Origin of the sequence: Arenibacter aquaticus, assembly GCF_003957295.1 — a bacterium.
In the GTDB taxonomy this organism is placed as follows: Bacteria; Bacteroidota; Bacteroidia; order Flavobacteriales; family Flavobacteriaceae; genus Arenibacter; species Arenibacter aquaticus.
The window spans coordinates 1-18192 of record NZ_RQPJ01000023.1 but is presented as its reverse complement, the minus strand read 5'-3'; the positions used below and the strand labels follow the sequence as shown (position 1 = coordinate 18192).

Annotated in this window: 7 protein-coding genes; all 7 read right to left on the bottom strand. The window is 41.7% G+C overall.

All coding sequences use genetic code 11. The features are described from left to right. Positions 1–520: hypothetical protein (locus EHW67_RS19910; protein WP_158285158.1), on the bottom strand; the 520-nt coding region annotated here is incomplete at its 3' end. 310 nt (positions 521–830) lie between these two features. Then, positions 831–5489 (bottom strand): GEVED domain-containing protein, encoded by a 4659-nt coding sequence (locus tag EHW67_RS19905; protein ID WP_126164168.1) that lies wholly within the window; start codon positions 5487–5489, stop codon positions 831–833. A 231-nt stretch (positions 5490–5720) separates the two neighbouring features. Next, positions 5721–10145 carry a Calx-beta domain-containing protein gene (locus tag EHW67_RS19900; RefSeq protein WP_126164167.1) on the bottom strand — a complete coding sequence of 1475 codons (4425 nt, stop codon included), beginning with the start codon at positions 10143–10145 and terminating at the stop codon, positions 5721–5723. Positions 10146–10565: 420 nt separating this feature from the next. Beyond that, on the bottom strand, positions 10566–12212 hold the full coding sequence (locus EHW67_RS19895) for an Ig-like domain-containing protein (protein WP_126164166.1): 1647 nt from the start codon (positions 12210–12212) through the stop codon (positions 10566–10568). A 349-nt stretch (positions 12213–12561) separates the two neighbouring features. Further along, on the bottom strand, positions 12562–14499 hold the full coding sequence (locus EHW67_RS19890) for an OmpA family protein (RefSeq protein ID WP_126164165.1): 1938 nt from the start codon (positions 14497–14499) through the stop codon (positions 12562–12564). 10 nt (positions 14500–14509) lie between these two features. Next, on the bottom strand, positions 14510–15463 hold the full coding sequence (locus EHW67_RS19885) for a PorP/SprF family type IX secretion system membrane protein (protein ID WP_126164164.1): 954 nt from the start codon (positions 15461–15463) through the stop codon (positions 14510–14512). Between the two features lie 15 nt (positions 15464–15478). Beyond that, the coding region (locus tag EHW67_RS19880) for a gliding motility-associated C-terminal domain-containing protein (RefSeq protein ID WP_158285157.1) at positions 15479–18192 on the bottom strand (2714 nt) is incomplete at its 5' end.

The following is an 18192-nucleotide window of genomic DNA, read 5'->3' as shown; positions in this document are numbered from 1 at the left end:
TACCCACTGCATCCGTAACCAATACCTTGTCGTTACCTCCACTTAGTATATTTTCTGTCTGAACCGCATCGTCGGCCAATTTTGCATTAGTAACTGCATTATCCGCAATTTCCAAAGTAACATCCCCCAACAAGGCGTTTATGTCGCCACCAACATCTATTGTAGTAGAAGTAATATTTCCATCACCGGCAAGACTACTTAAGTCGGCATTAAAGCTTCCCCCATTCTCTAGGGTAAGTGTCAATTCATTATTAACCGGATTAAAGCTAAAGACCTGAAGTTGCTGACTGTCTGTTGATGTCAGCTCCCAAGAATCGCCATCCCAGAAATAGATAGTACCTGTATCTGTATTTACATATACGTCTCCAACATCGGCCCCAGTGGGCGTAGTTGCTCCGGGCGCAGTAACAAGTGTGCCACTTAGCACCTCGCAATTACATTGGTCTTCTAAATTTACCGTGGTCTGCGCCATGGCAAATCCGGAAATTAGAAACATGATTAATAAAATTGCCTTCTTCATGATAAATACTTTACTTAAGTTGGTCTTCGTTGGGTTGGTAATTTGCCAGTAATTAGATAAAACCGTTGTCATTTAGCAAAACCGATTTATAACACCCTACAAAATTAGCAGTATGACTGGCTGCGGGAAATAAATGTTGTGTAACCCTATATTTGTACTGTCTATACACCGATAGTTGAGGTTATGATTAAAAAAAAACAGTGATTTATTACTATTTCACTCATCGATCATCCCAATAACAGTAACAGCTATCGAACAAAATGATCTAAAAACAAATGTTTGATTTTGAATTATCTAGGATGAAAAATTTCTAATTTTTCTTTACCCTATACGTAATTCTTCTGTTGGTAAGAACTGTTTTCACCTTCACCCTTAGCAATGCTGAAGATGAGGCCGTATAAGTACAACTTGACCCAGATTTTGAAGCAAGCAGACGGTACCGATACCCCTGCATATCCACCTCCACAGAATTCACTGTAAGGGTGGTTGTCTGTGCACCCGCGTAATCAACCCCGTTGGCAATGCTATTATAAACAACACCACCATCTGTACTAAGCTGCCATTGGTAGGTATCAGCATTGGCAACTGAGGCAGTGAATGTAGCATTATCCCCTACAAAAACAGTGTTGTCTGGACCTATTGTTGCGTTGGAAGGAATATCTTCTGTAACAGTGATAGGGGTTCTAGTTGCGCTTAGGCAGGCTGTAATCGTATTTCTTGCTTCAGCAAAGTAGGTTCCTGGGCCACTAGGTGTATAGGTTAGGCTCCCTGCCAATAACAAACTGCCACCAGATGCGGCGTCATACCAGTCTACGGTTTGTGCCGCTCCTACGGTGGCATTAATTTCAGCAACTGGATTTCCAGAACAATAGGCCTTATTTCCACCACTGTTAGGTGCGTTTACTGTAGGACAAGAACAATCTGGTGCTGTTACCGGTAGAGTTTCTTCACATCCATTAATGTCAGTCACTGTAAGGGTTATATCAGTTCCTGAAGGAACATTGGCAATACTCCAATTGTTACCGGAGGTGTTGGTTACTGTACCCGCTGTACTGGTAACCGTCCCCATACTTACTTCCACTTGTAGGGAATATGCAGTTAAAAACAAATTACAAGTTGGGGATGCTGTAACAGTGATGTTTGGCTTGGGATTTACGGTAAGAGTAACCACGTCTGAGGTCTCTTGTGAACATATATAGCCTGAATTGGAGACAATTACCCGGTATTGATTGCCGTTATCTGAGTTTTGGGCATTAGATATACTCAATTGATCCGTGTTAGAACCATTGTGGATTCCTGAATCTGAGAGATTTTCCCATATTGACCCATTATATAATTGCCATTGATAAGTATCTACGTTGGATGCCACTATCGTAAAAGAGGTATCACTGTCCTCGCAAATACTTTCATCTGTGGGTTGTGTATTAATTGTGGGGGCTACCTCTGCCTCCCTATAGTCCGGAGTCCCATTTGTGTCACCATCTGCCGGACTTGTATAAGTTGCTGCGGTAACAACACCGTTGTTAGCTACTGCTGGGGGGCTTCCAGTTCCGTAATGCCCATTGGCATCTGCGTCAGCGGTTGCATTGGCATAGGCTTCGTTAGCATCATTACAACCATCATTGTCACTATCTTCGTCCAAATAATCTACCAAGTCTGCACTGTCTGTATTTATAATGGTATAATTAATTACCCCACTTTCAGAGGATGTTTCAACCGCATTGGACAATCCATTTAAACCATAAGGTCCGGAAAGCACCCCATTGGTATGGCTTAGGCCATGACCGGCTTCAACAGCGTCATAGATACCATCATTATCGGAGTCCAGATCTAGGTGATTGGCAATGCCATCGGAATCTGAATCACAACTTGCTGCGGAAAAATCGCCAAAGAAAAACACCTTTCCATCCGGACCATCGGAGCTGGCTCCTGGAAAAGTCATTCTTAACGCACTTACCTTGCTGCCCAAAGGGGCAATGTCATCAATTGGAAACAAAGCAACGAACATTCCTCCGGACTGATAGTTATTTACCTTGTGACCTGTATCCACATAATCAGAAAGGTTTACTGAAATGTTACCCAAAATAGCCCCTTCTGCATCTAGAGCCTCAACGTAATAAGGGTTATTTCCGTTTCTTTCGGTGATAATCAAGGTAACATCTCCTGTAGAAATAATGGGAGAATTATAAGATAAAGTATAGTGATCTGCCGTATAATCAGAATTGTCCATTGCATGATAATAATTTAAATCCCTACTTTGGAAACTAGGTATTATCTGATCGGAAAAATTAGGATTATTATAGTAGTCAAAGGACTTTACGGTATGATCCGATAGATACACCCGCCCATTGGCATTGATATTGTTATAACTTGCACTATAGGCATCCGGTGCTATTAAATCCCCAAACGTCCTGCCTTTAAGGGTAATCTCCTCCAAAATATGGCTTCCGGTAATGTTGTTGGGATCGGCACTAGAAATATTCAGGGAAAAATCAGTGGTGGAATATGACCCATCATGACCACTGTCGACCACTTCACATTCTTCCGTATCCGGAATACCATCATTATCATCATCCAAATCGGACTGATCAGGGATGGCGTCCCCATCGTTATCCGGTGCACATCTATAATTGGAGTACGATTTTGTAGCCTCTATAAAACTAACATTTTCAGTACCACTACCATCACCTCTTTTTAAACGAATGTAAAGCCAATTGATTGGTGAAATAAAAGTATAATCAAGTTGTGCATTGTTCCCTACGGAAACCCATGGACCGGTAGCACTTGAAGACACCCAGATATCCAAATCATCACCATCTTCACCGTATACCGTAACACTATCCCCACTATTTATGTTTTCCCCCATTTCCAGTACCAGTTCATCACCGTTGCTGTTGAATTGGGCTGTAGTGGAGTTGTTGTTTCCCAATGCATTGTTCTGGTTGCCCACACTATTGTCTACAATTACTGCGTTAGCGTAAACGGGGCCATAGGTAGTATATTCTTCATTGGTCTCGCCTGCTGGACAGCTGATAGCATCTTGAATAATAACTTGATAATCTTCTATTTCCCCATCACTGGCAGTTGAGTTTCCAGAAGCTAGGCCGGTATCTGATGAGTATCGAAATCGAGCATAAGAAACCCCTGGGCTAGCGGTAACCGGAATGGAAACATTCAAAGTAATGGCCCCTCCCGAAGGCATTAAATCTGTAGCAATCTGCTCACCGGAGTCCTCAAAATCCCCATCTCTATTAAAATCGATCCAAGCGTTGAGCACTCCTGAACCATTCGTAGCTATATCTATTGTCTTCACCTGCCCAAGACTTAATAACTGGCCGCTAAAATCTTGGGATCCACTCGTTACACCATCTTCGTCATCCCCATTATCATCATCACTGGTTCCTGTACTAAAATTGACAAATGGATCTTCACTATCTGGGGGAATAGCACCTAAATAAAGTGAAACCCCTGTGCCTACCAATACTGGCAGTCGGTGAGATGCATACCCGTATGAGGAAGGTGCATCTCCACTATCATCCCTAACCCCAAGGTTCCCCATAATGGATTCCACATCACCGGTACTTCCCAATTGAGCTGCAGGTGTTAAGGCTCCAGTATCTGTATTTACTATAAAAATGGTCCTTCCCAGTCCCACATCGTCCTCATCTTCAATATAGTTTGTTCCGTCACTTGCATAGGTAATTCCCTCACCGTCTATACCCAAGGAGGTAGAAAAGGCATATGTGGTAACCCCAGTGGTTATATCTACTGTATAATAATCTACATTACCATCGTTCTGAATATAAAATTCTGCTGTATCGGGATTCCACGAAATACCATCTGCAGAAGTCCTATCGCCAGATAGTATTACTGGGTAACCGGCGTAGGGTGACCAAGCCGGTAGTGATCCACTGGCATTTGGATTGATCGCCATTATACGATCGGCACCACCACTGGTTCCATTGTTATAAACAATTACAAGTACTTCTTCTCCAGTGCTGTTATTGATCCAAAATTCTGCACCTTCCACATGTCCGGGTACAATATCTGCTTTTACCAAGGTTGCAATTCCTGTTAATGGATCAATGGAGTACATATGCGAACTTGAGGTGGGTTCGCCTCCTTCAAATACATATACTTGTTCGTTGGATGACCTATAGCCACCACCTTCCCCTGAAAAAGTTATAGGGGATCCTCCGTAGGTTATATTGATTACATTTGGAGAAGGCAAGGGTGTAGCTGTCGGATCTGGCGCTACGGAATACAACTCCGACCTATTATCCGCCATATAGTAAATAAAGGGAAGTCCCCTATTTGGGTTGGGTACTACTGTGGGCAAGGGCGTTAGTGGAGGTGGTGTAAAGTCGGCCACAATGGTCAAAACCGGTGATCTAGACGAATCACCGTTATAAGCCTCTGCCGTACGCTCCCCCGAGCCATTGATTATAAAAGCCATGGCACTACCACTACTCCACCCTCCTCTATTTACAATTTCTTGGACAATAGATGTTATATCAGGTGTTTGTTGATTAGCGCCGGCCTGTCCAACGGAATTCCACGTAGGAATATTACTCCAGGTCACAGACGCTGTTGTTAATGTCCTGGCTGAAATATTATAATTGGAACTGGCAAAAATATTGGCATTATCCGAATCCTCACCTCTAATAGTAACCGAAGTACTGCCACTATTGGTCTCATCGGTAGTAAATTGAATACTGGCACTTAGAATAGTGGTTCCTTGGGGTATGTTTATATTTTGAAAACGTATCCCCACCAACTGATTGGTACCCCCGTCCATGGTCAATTCCAAATCAGAACTACCCAGATCCATACTTCCATTTGAAAGCTGTTCTTCTGCGTCATCGTTCCCTTGAGACACTTGTGAGGTAATGGTAGTCTGGGCCGAGGCCATTCCAACAAGGAACACCAACAAACCAAAGAGAATTTTATTTAAGGCAGCAAACTGCATTCTATTTTTTTATACAATTAGTTTAAGATAGTTGCATAAGAAAATACAGGAAGGCAGCTACCAGACTACAAAGCTATAAGACTATGGGAATGAGGAAAATAATTGTTGTATAGGGCTGTAATAACACTGTATAGCCTATAAAATATGAAGTTTACTGGTTCTATTCATTCAACTAAAACAAATAATCATACTGTTAGTATAAGATTGCAAAATAAAAAGGAGCTATTTCAATCAATTTTTCTTTACCCTATACGTAATTCTTCTATTGGTAATTACAGTATAACCTTTTATTATGCTTTGCGGGGAAAACTCTGATGTGGAATTCGATATAGTAGCGGTTGAAGTGAGAAAGTCCCCTATTTTAACACCTGCTGGAAGGGGTATGCTAAATTTGAACCTATTGGTATTATCCGTGTTACCATCAAGGTCCGTATAGTTTGATGTTCCGCTTGCAATGTCGGATCCACTACCTTCTACTACCGTTCCCAAATAGGTCTGGCCTTCTCCATAATCGGCACTAAATCCAAACTGATTATCCCCGGCTGTGGCACTTCCCTCATTTACGTCTGTTAAAAATAACTCTATTATTGCCCCAGGTCTGGACCATCCTTCTACCACTAGGTTGGTTCCTGCTGCAAAAGCTGCCTCTATAATTGGAAAATTCAACAATCCATTAGGGCCATTATCGCCATCTCCCGAATCGTTCAGGGTCACTCCATCTTGTCCCAAGTCGATTCCAAGCGCAGGACCAGCAGTACCATTCGCATAAAAGGAATTTTGAGAGATTAAATTTCCAGAACTATTGTTTACAATTTCAAGTCCCGAACCTGCATTGCCATGAATTATATTTCCTGTGATTGAAGCATCATCATTACCCAAAATAATTCCTGCAAGACAGTCGCCTCCCATAAAACCAGAAGTAGTTATAGTATTCTGATCTATAGTTATTGGCGAGGATATATTTTCCGCATCAATCCCAAACCCTCCTGAATTATCAATGAGGTTAGTCTCAATTACTATACCCACCCCATCCTTAAGCTCTATGGAAGGTTTGCATTCATCGCTTCCATTGTTCGTAAAATGATTGTTGGTTATTGTTGTGGATGTGCCTCCGTCAATAAGAATTGCTGCTTCTTCGGCGCCACTCAGATAGTTACGCGCTATAGTTGCCTCACCGTCTTTTATTTCGACCGCGTATTCCAAATCCCCTGCTTTTGCGCCTAAAACATTTACGCCCAAGAGATTTTCATATAGAAATGCCGTACCCGAATTCACTTGAACGGTCGACTTATCATCCGTATATATTGCCAAGTTGCGAAGGGTAGCACTATTTCCTTCCAATCTAAACAGTTCCTTGGAATCTCCACGTACTTGGATTTCAGGCAGTTCATATGTTGGGAGAGGCGTTGCCGAAACCCCCACATTGGTCCCCCCATCTCCTATGGTTCCAGAATTGGTATCCCCTGAATACGCTGTTTGGGTCCTACCATCAATTATAGTGTTAGTCCCTGTTATTGTTGATAATTGGTATGCATCCGTAATATTAATGTCAAAATATCCCCCTGCAAAATTAGCATCAGCGGTTCTCCCTAATACATCGGACGTAGGAGGTATCATAAAAATGGACGTATCCTCCCCTGCAGCTGGATCAAAAATGGAATTGGCCTCAATATCCAATCCTGTTTCATTTAGATTATTGGAGTTGACAATAAACTGTTCTAGTGAACCCTGTCCATACTCATTGGTGTTTACTACAGTATTAAAATTAAAACCAAAATCTATCCCTACAACCCCGTCACTTGCCACGGACACTGTAGATACACTCTGTGCATTATTTATTACCCCTAGGGATACATCCTGTTTTGCAGCCGGATCGGCTCCTCCAATTTCATCTGTCACCTCTACCAATGACAATGCGCCCCCATATTTTCTAAACGTTTGAATAGGATAGCAAACAGAGCAATTGAGCCCCCCCCTATTGGAGCGTACCGTTGAACTTACTGCTTTTACCAAATAATCTCCATCTGCCATCCCCCCAAAGGAATAATAACCATTAATGTCCGTAGTTTTTCTTTGCATAAAATTGCCAGAGGTGTCAAACAATTCAACTATGGCTCCAGAAATACCTTGGGCGCCTGAAACGTCCTTATTTCTTCCGTATCCTCCGGGATAATTTACATCTTCAAATACAGTTCCCGCTATTAGGTTACTAGGAACCTTAAGTACCACGGCCGCTGAAATAACGAAATCTTGACCTACATCTACATTGGCCGTTACTTGGGTATCAGCAGGCGAAATATAACTTGCAATATCGTAGGTATCCAAATCCACACCATAAGTAGTCGTGGTGTTATAAATTGGGACTACCGTATTATCATACATACTGGAATTGTAGGCATTGTTCCCTGGTTGCCCCCCATCTTGCGAAAGCACATAGGTATTGCCTGCCTGGTTGGTTATAGAAAGTTCTTCTGGATTACTAGAACCAGAACTTGAACCATCCAAGTTGGGATCTCCTTCCCATGACATAAAAGTAGCCTTGGCCCCAGAACCAGCAATAGCATAAAAAGAATCTAAGGTAAAGGAGGTTCCGGCATTACTAAGACCATCAAAACCTTGATATAAATTAATATTTACCGCCGGTAACGAAGTATCCTCATAAAAAACAATTAAAGTCCATCCTCCGAGTACCGTAGCAGTGGAACAATAATTCCCCGTATTATCTATATCCAAATCACTAAAGTCATATGTATTGGTAGATGGGTTTGGAATGCCCCGAATAATATCGGTAACGTCACTCACATATCCATAAAAGTTTCTATTACTGGAAAGACTTGTCTGATATAGATAATTGGCCGAAACGTTTTGGCCTTCAAATGTTACATCTTGGTCCCGTACCGTATTGGAATGCGCCCAATACAAATAAGCCCTCTCTATAGTGGCCGTTGCCGGGATTGTTGAGATCAAGGTATTTGAAGATGAATTTGTAATGGCGCATGCATTTCCGCTATTACTTTGGGTTCTTAGGGATCCACCGGTGGTAGAATAATCATAGTATCCATCAAATTCTTGAAAAAGTGTAAGGGGATCGTTGGCCAAAATTTGTGTATTTATGGTTCCCGTCCCGGTATCCGAATAATTAATAGTCCCGTATGAAGCGGTAGCCCCAGTAAATCTGATTGTAAATTCTTCGGCATTCTCCGGCACCCCATCATTGGCAATAGGCACGGATATAGTCTGTATATTGCCCAATTCCCCTGTAAAAGTCAAAGCTCCGGAGGTTGCAGTATAGTCGCTACCGGCCAATGCTGTCCCATCCACGGTTTCAAAATCTACGGTAAAAGGAACATGAACATAACTAAATAAAAAATTGTACCCGTGATTTGCTCTGGTCTGCCTTACCGTAAAAACCGCATTCCCCACATCTTCATCAAAAGAGATATCATCTATTATAATTTTCGGACCCTCAGGGTAACAACTTACTGATGCTTGCCAACCTTCTCCATTGTTGGAACCATTGGATGTGAACCGAAATGTTAAACAGCCCGAGCTGTGTGAAGATTCAATTATATCCGGAATATTATTGTTATCGTATTGTCCTATTAATGTGCCTCCAGTTGTTGTGCCATCGTAAACCCTAAGAAGATCCCCACTTGGCACATCAAACCCAATAAAATCAAGACTGATGTAATTATTGGAGGTATCTGGACAAATGGTATATACCACATCTTCATTACTACTATAATTTCCTATCCCTCCCGGATCCAAAAAAGTGTTGCTACATGTGGTTTCCGTAACCCCATCTGTCATAATGATGGCATCGTCATCAATTATAGTTCCATTAGCGGTATCTGAGATATCAACAGTAGCATCTGAAACAGTAGTAAATTGAACTCTAAAATCTTCTGGATTCTCAAAAACAGTATCGTCCAAAATTGGCACAGAAATGGTTTCCGTATCACCGGCTGTACCGTTAAAGACTAGAACTCCGGATTGTGCAGTATAATCACTGCCTGTTAGGGCTGTATCATCAATGGTTTCATAATTTATTGTAAACGGTCCAACAGCATTAGCTCCTGTGTGGGTAACCGTAAAAACAGCAGTACCATTATCTTCATTTACCGTAACATCATTTATTACCATTACAGGAGTTACCGTTGCAGAAATTTGAAAATTGTCAATATAAACATAAGAATCCCCCTCCCAATCATTACTTCCCCAACCACTTGAACCAATAAACCTTACGGTTGTATTTGCCGAAGCGTAAGATGTAATATCCAGGCTAAAAGATCCCGACAAACTTCCTGTTAATGTACCTACTGTGGTATAATTAACGCCATCAGAAGATACTTGTATATCTAGCCCCTCATAGCTCCACCACCGATTTTCCAGACCCGATGTCCACCAATCAAATGTCAGAGTTGCCGAACCTGCGCCATTAATATTTGCCGACCTCTTAATTCTTTCGTCATTGCTATCGATTTTGTTGAACCGAAGTCTACCTCCGGTTATCCTAATTCGTCCTTTATTAGGTTTATTATCATCATTGGATTCTATCCAATTAGTAGAAAAATTGGAATTCCCATCATTTTCGGAATATGATTTATTATTATTAAATTCATCACGATAGGTATCCTGTCCCATTAGGACAGACATAGAAAAAAATACTACTATAAAGCATATGCCCGAAAAGGAAGCCTTTATATTAGTTATATTTTTAGAAGCTTTCTGCAATCCCCTCATGGAATTATGGTTGAATATTATTGGATTTGGAAGCTATTCTTATTTAATAATGACCAAATCGATAAAAATTTCTCCTAAATTAAAACACCCTGCCGCCCTATACCAATATATGTTGTGAAGGAGCTTAAAATAATGGTTTACACCTAACAAGCTGTTGTTTGAGTAAAAGGTATCAGGATAAAATAACCGAATACATTTGATAAGTGGCTTATAAGCCCCAATAGAATTCAAGTAAACAACATACCAACAGGCCAGAATTTTATAGAGTTCTAATCTAATTTGCTCCATATGCAGGTGATTTTTGAAAATCATAATTTATCACATGAAGTCAGCTTACATGTCAACCCTATAGGTTATTCTTTTGTTTGTAATAACAGTTCCTACCTTAACCGTTAATAATGCAGAAGAAGAAGTTGTTGATGGGCAACTAGATCCCGACTTTGAGGCTAAAACCCGAAATCTGTAGCCGTTTTTATCAGCACCCGCCGACAATACCGTTAAGGCGGTGGACTGTGTACCTGCATACTCTACACCGTCAGAAATATTGTTAAAGACCGTGCCCCCATCCGTACTTAACTGCCATTGGTAGGTATCGGCATTGGTGGTAGTAACAGTGAAAATGGCATTCCCCCCTGTAAAAATGGACTGGTCAGGTCCTATGGTAGCTGTAGAAGGGGTGTCTTCCGTAACCGATATAGCGGTCCTTGCCCCACTAAGACAATTTGTTGTGGTATTTCGTGCTTCGGCATAATAAGTACCTGGTCCACTGGGCGTATAAGTTGTATTGCCCAACAATAATAAGGTTCCCCCACTGGGCGCATCGTACCAGTCTACCGTCTCCCCGAATCCCACGGTTGCAGATATATTTGGAACACTGTCTCCAGTACAATAAGATTCATTCCCTCCACTACTAGGTGCGCTCACTACCGGACAACTACAGTTAGGAGCTGTAACCGGAAGGTCTTCGCTACAACCATTGGCGCCGATTACCGTAACTACTATATCCGTTCCAGAGGGTACCTCGGTCACTTCCCACACATTTCCAGAAGTATTGGTCACCGTACCGTCTGTACTTGTTACCGAGCCTGAACTAACCGTTACTTCCAATTCGTATGTTGTTGGAGAAAAAAGCCTAAAAACACATCTTGGAGAACTACTTACCGTGATAGTAGGACGTGGCATCAAGGTAAGCTGAACAGCCGTTCTGAATAAACTTCTTCTACTAGAGTCGGAATCATCAACACTTTCCGCATAATAGGTAACTGTTCCTACGGCATTAAGGGTTGGGGATACCGAAGACCCTCCACTGCTGGCAGTATACCATTCTACGTGCGCCCCAGAAGGAGGAGTTGCCGATGCTGTTAAGGTCTGAATAGGGCTTTCGGCACATTCGGTTATGTCCCCATCACTGGTTGGAGGCGGCAAGGCACCTTCTATTTCATCAAAAGAATATTCATAATTACCATTACCCTTACATGAAGAGAACTCCCTTGTTCCTAAATAAATTCTTTGGGAATTATTACAATTCTTATCCGTATCAATTACCCCACCATTATTATAAATAATAGCATCTTCAGGTAAATGCAGATCCGCATTTTGGACCCAGGTAAGAACTCCGTCACTTTGAACGGCCACGAGCATTATATTAACGATAAAATCCCCATTATTAGGTAAAGAAAGAGTATCTGTACCGCCAGATTCATCCCCTATGATAAGTTTATCTATGGTATAGGAAGTTATGTCCACATTAAGGGTTACCGTATTGCCACTACCAATTGTTACCGTACCAACATTACTGTTTTGTCCCGGGTAGGAAGAAGCGTTGACCCATAATACACCATTGTATATTTGCCATGCACTGGCGCTATTCCAATTGCCGGTTGACTTAGACCTATAATCTCCCGTAACCTGGGAAAATACCGGAAGGCTAAGAACCACAAATAATATGGTAAGTATAAAACCCTTCAATTTCCAATTCATACACAAGGATACAATTGACATATATTTTTAGTGCCTAAGGCCATTTAAACCACATAAGAGCAAAGGGCCAGGTTCTTCCCTCTTCACTTGGAAAAGTAAGTTTCTTCCGCCAATTGGTGAAAATATCAAATAGGTTCGGCTCTCCAAATAATATGTTGTGAACTACGGCCATACTGTGGTATAGGCAGACATGTAAGGCATTAAGTATGGGAACAGGGCTTATAACAAAGTCCTATTTTTAGAGAGAATAACCTTATACAGCCAAAACAAATTGGCAACAAGTATAGTATAAAAATAAAATGCAGCCATGGTCATGGCTGCATTTTTAATATTTTTTAAACAGGAGTTTTTATTCCAAAATCAAGAATTCTGACCTTCGGTTTAGTTGGTGTTGGGCCTTTGTACACTTAACACCGTTAACACAATTGTTAACCAAACGGGTTTCACCAAATCCTTCTCCCTGTAATCGTTCCTTTGCAATTCCTTTGGAAATCATATAAGATACGGTAGATTCAGCTCTTTTTTGGGACAACCATAGATTATAGGCGTCATTTCCTTGACTATCGGTATGGGAAGTAACCTTTAACTTTAGACTAGGATATTTTTCCATAGCGGCAATTACCTTTTGAATTTCTATTTCCGCATCGGGCCGTACATTGTACTTATCAAAATCGAAATAAATTGTACTCAATTGTAATAGTTTGGCCAAATCATCCCCGTATCCAGCCGTCACCATATCCCTCTCCAGATAAAAATCAATTATGCGGGGTTTACTATCGGATATACTCAAGTATTCCTCGGATGGCACGTAGCCCTGCATGGAAGCTCTCACAAAATTCCCCTGATTACAGTCGATCTCAATACTGTACTGACCGTTGGAGTTAGATATAGCAGACACCAATTCCTCGTTTTTCTCATCAATAACCTTTACCGTTGCCCCAACCAAGACCTCATTGGAAATCTTGTCCCTTACTGTTCCCGTAATAGGCTTAATACAATCGAACTCTAGTTTTTTGGTCTCCACAAAACTGTATATATCATCATCTCCTAATCCGTCATTTCTGTTGGATGCAAAATAACCATTTCGTGTTTCTTCGTTAATGATAAAGGTAAAATCGTCCAAATTACTATTTACAGGCTCCCCTACGTTTAGTACGGACCCTATGTATTGGTTCTGAGAAATTTTAGTGGCAAAAACATCCAATCCGCCCAAGCCAGGATGACCATCAGAGGAAAAATATAATATGTTTTCACTGCTTACAAAAGGAAAGGTTTCCCGCGCTTCGGTATTTATATTATTTCCCAAATTTACAGGAGTACCATAGGTACCGTCACTATTGATGGCCACCTTAAATATATCCGATTGCCCTAAGGATCCTGGCATATCCGATGCAAAATATAGCAATTTTTCATCCGGACTCAATGCAGGATGCGCTATGGAATATGATTCGCTATTAAATGGCAGTTCTTCTATTTGGCTCCATACCCCATTTTCTTTGACCGCTTTAAATATTTTTAGGCGGACCACTCCTTTTTTATCCTTTACCGTTTTACCGTCAAATAAATTGTTCCTAGTAAAATATACGGTATTACCATCTTTGGTAAATACTGTAGTGGATTCGTGTAGACGTGTATTGATATCCCCTCCAAATTTAACCACTTTGTTTAGGGAACTACTGTCTACATTAACCTTATAGAGGTCTAAAAAGTCCTTGGAATTCCAAGTATGCCTATACCTTGCCAAATTACCGGTATCCCTATCCGAGGAAAATATCAACCCTTGTTTATAGAAAGTTGGAGCAAAATCGGAATACCTGGAATTGTATTCAAAAGTGCCTACTTTGTATCTACCGGAATTGTTTGCTATTTCTGCCAAATAGTCTCTTTCCATGGCATAAAGGTTGGCCCTAACATCAGCAGATGTCATTTGGGAAAATTGTGTCATAGCCTCTTTAGACAAATCATATTGGCCTAAAGACCTCAAGGTCTGAGCGTATCTAAAATAGTACTCCGGCCCTATTCCTTCATCATATTCATCCAAGAGTCTTTTATAGATCTTGGAAGCTTCCTTATAATCGGCATTAAAATAATATGAGTTTCCCAATTTCATTAATAAATCTGCAGAGGTATACCCCTTGTCCAAGACTCGTTTATAAATGTCTATGGCCGGACTAAATGAATAGTCCCTATATTTTTCGTCCGCTTTATTTATCAATCTATCCTGAGCAAAAAGTAAATTGCCGGAGACAGATAATAACACCGTCAGCAAAAATAATTTTCTTATCATTTTATATTATTTAAAAGAAACGGGGCGATACCATCCTTTGGAAAGCTCTCACTAGTTCAAATCGCAAAAACACTTCAAAAGACCCGTCATTAAACTGTGTTCCTCCCAATTCTGTTGTTTCCCGGTCATAGGCCAGTCCAATCATCAACTGATCGCTAATTTGAAAACCAAGCATACCACTTAATGCTGCATCCCACCTATAGGCTGCTCCAAAACTAAACATATCATTAAATAGGAAACTAGCAGATAGATCAATCTGCAATGGAGCACCACCCACTACTTTGGTCAAGACCGCGGGTTTAAACTTAAAATTGTTGTTTAGATCGAACACGTATCCCGTGATCAGATAAAAATTCATTCGCTCCTTAGAAAGGAACTGTACAGAATTTGAATCGCGCTGGGAATTATCAAAATATTCGGTTTCCACCATATTAGGGGCAGACAGACCTGCATAAAACTTATTTGTATGATAGTACACGCCCACTCCAAAATTGGGTGAAAACTTATTGTCTATATTCTCTCCCTGAATATTCTCGGAATCAAAGTTATTTAATCCATTAAAATCCAGGCTTAACATATTGCCGCCCAATTTTAATCCGAACGATAGTTTTCCTTCCAAGGAAACATCCACGGTATAGGACAGTACCGCATCCAATTGGGTTTCCTGCACCACTCCATCACCTATATTGTCATTAATAATAGAAATGCCATATCCCAATCTGCTATTCCTTATTGGTGAATGCAGGTTTAAGGTCTGGGTTTTAGGTGCTCCTTCCAGACCTACCCACTGCGACCTATAAAGGCCTGCAATACTCAGCTGCCCCCTTGAACCTGCATATGCAGGGTTGACACTCATAGTATTGTACATATACTGGGTATACTGTGCATCTTGTTGCGCATATACTTCAGTACAGACGGATAACACTATTAAAACGGTAACGAGGAGACTCTTTTTATATATCATCTACTAAAACAAATTTTATTTACTGATATAAATATAACCACTATCTGTAATATTCTGCTGATTATTTTCATATTGGAATATATAATAATAGACTCCTGCAGGTAAATAGTCACTTCCTGTTATAGTTGACCTTGCCTTAGACCTACCATCAAATACGTTATTCTGATTGTTGTATCCATTACCTTCGTATACGGAAACTCCCCATCGATTATAAATTTTTATGCTATTATTATTGGCATTTCTAACCCCTCTAATAAAAAGGAAATCATTTTTCCCATCACCGTTTGGTGTTACCAATTGATTTACCTCTATTTTTTCATCCTCATCTGTCTCTTCTACCGAAACTGTTACCGTTGCCGTATCACAATTGTCCGTATTAGCAGCTTCACAAATGGTATAACTAATGGTATAGCTGCCCTCCTCGGTATTGGGGGCCACACTTACACTACCATCATCATTAATGGTCAACACATCTGTAGGTGTGGAAGTCAAAATCACATCCGTTGCCGATACAATTTCCCCATTTAGTGTATCATTCAACAATACATTGCTATCAGGAATGATTCCTCCAAAATCACCATCAATAGGTGTTCCACTATAATCGTCTTCCACCGCATCTATGATATTCTCCATGCCTGGACCTACCACTACAGTTACCGTTGCCGTATCACAGTTATCCGTATTGGCAGCTTCACAAATGGTATAACTTACAGTATAAGTGCCCTCCTCGCTACCGGGAGTCACCGTAACACTGCCATCCTCATTAATGGTCAACACATCTGTAGGGGTGGAGGTCAATATCACATCCGTTGCCGATACTGTTTCCCCATTTAGTGTATCATTCAACAATACATTGCTATCAGGAATGATTCCTCCAAAATCACCGTCAATAGGTGTTCCACTATAATCGTCTTCCACCGCATCTATGATATTCTCCATGCCTGGACCTACCACTACAGTTACCGTTGCCGTATCACAATTGTCCGTATTGGCAGCTTCACAAATGGTATAACTTACAGTATAAGTGCCCTCCTCGCTACCGGGAGTCACCGTAACACTGCCATCCCCATTAATGGTCAACACATCTGTAGGGGTGGAAGTCAATATCACATCCGTTGCCGATACTGTTTCCCCATTTAAGGTATCGTTCAATAGTACATTGCTATCTGGAATTGTTCCGCCAACATCACCGGCTATGGGTGTTCCACTATAATCGTCTTCCACGGCATCTATGATATTCTCCATGCCTGGACCTACCACTACGGTTACCGTCGCCGTATCACAGTTGTCCGGATTGGCAACCTCACAAATGGTATAACTTACAGTATAAGTGCCCTCCTCGCTACCGGGAGTCACCGTTACACTGCCATCCTCATTAATGGTCAACACATCTGTAGGGGTGGAAGTCAAGATCACATCCGTTGCCGATACTGTTTCCCCATTCAAGGTATCGTTCAATAGTACATTGCTATCTGGAATTGTTCCGCCAACATCACCGGCTATGGGTGTTGCGCTATAGTCATCTTCCACTGCATCAATTGTGTTGGAACCAACTGTTATGGTAACAGTGGCAGAGGCACAAACATTGGGATCTGGATCTACATTACAAACCTGATAAATAATAGTAATAGAAGAGTTTGATTCCGATTCCAATGGTGTATAGGTCAATAATCCCGTCTCTGCATCCATAGATAGTGTTCCTGAAGCATCACCACCAATCCTTGTTAGACTGGTAGTTCCTAAATTATTGGGATCACTATTGGAAAGATAGTCATCGTTTTCTAGAATGTTGATAACTACTTCCGTTAAGGCTTGGGTAGATCCGGAATCGTCCGTTGCCGTAGCAACCAAAGGATTGGGGTCAGTTCCGTTAGGATTTCCATCATTATCACAGTCCAAACTTTCCCAATCTGCAGAAGGGGTCAAAGTAATACTATCTGGATTATAGTCGCAAGGATCCTGGGGATCCGTACCGTCCGTGGTCTCGTCCTCATTGGTAACCCCATCGCCGTCACAGTCCACGGCATTCCAATCTGTGGAAGTAGGCTGGGTTTGGTGTTCGGCCACATAATCACAGCCATCCAAAGGATCCGTACCATCAGTGGTCTCATCTTCATTGGTCACTCCGTCGCCATCGCAATCTGCCGTTAAGTAATCACCGCTCTGAGGCAAGGTTATACTATCTGGATTATAGTCGCAGGGATCCTGGGGATCCGTACCGTCCGTGGTCTCGTCCTCATTGGTAACCCCATCGCCGTCACAGTCCTCGGCATTCCAATCTGTGGAAGTGGGCTGGGTTTGGTGTTCCGCCACATAATCACAGCCATCCAAAGGATCCGTACCATCAGTGGTCTCATCTTCATTGGTCACTCCGTCGCCATCGCAATCTGCCGTTAAGTAATCACCGCTCTGAGGCAAGGTTATACTATCTGGATTATAGTCGCAGGGATCCTGGGGATCCGTACCGTCCGTGGTCTCGTCCTCATTGGTAACCCCATCGCCGTCACAGTCCACGGCATTCCAATCTGTGGAAGTAGGCTGGGTTTGGTGTTCGGCCACATAATCACAACCATCCAAAGGATCCGTACCATCAGTGGTCTCATCTTCATTGGTCACTCCGTCGCCATCACAATCTGCCGTCAAGTAATCACCGCTCTGAGGCAAGGTTATACTATCTGGATTATAGTCGCAGGGATCCTGGGGATCCGTACCGTCCGTGGTCTCGTCCT

Excerpts from the sequence above, each read along its gene's own strand:
- EHW67_RS19895 (WP_126164166.1), bottom strand. The coding sequence starts at position 12,212 with ATGAATTGGAAATTGAAGGGTTTTATACTTACCATATTATTTGTGGTT.
- EHW67_RS19900 (WP_126164167.1), bottom strand. The coding sequence starts at position 10,145 with ATGTCTGTCCTAATGGGACAGGATACCTATCGTGATGAATTTAATAAT.
- EHW67_RS19905 (WP_126164168.1), bottom strand. The coding sequence starts at position 5,489 with ATGCAGTTTGCTGCCTTAAATAAAATTCTCTTTGGTTTGTTGGTGTTC.
- EHW67_RS19890 (WP_126164165.1), bottom strand. The coding sequence starts at position 14,499 with ATGATAAGAAAATTATTTTTGCTGACGGTGTTATTATCTGTCTCCGGC.
- EHW67_RS19885 (WP_126164164.1), bottom strand. The coding sequence starts at position 15,463 with ATGATATATAAAAAGAGTCTCCTCGTTACCGTTTTAATAGTGTTATCC.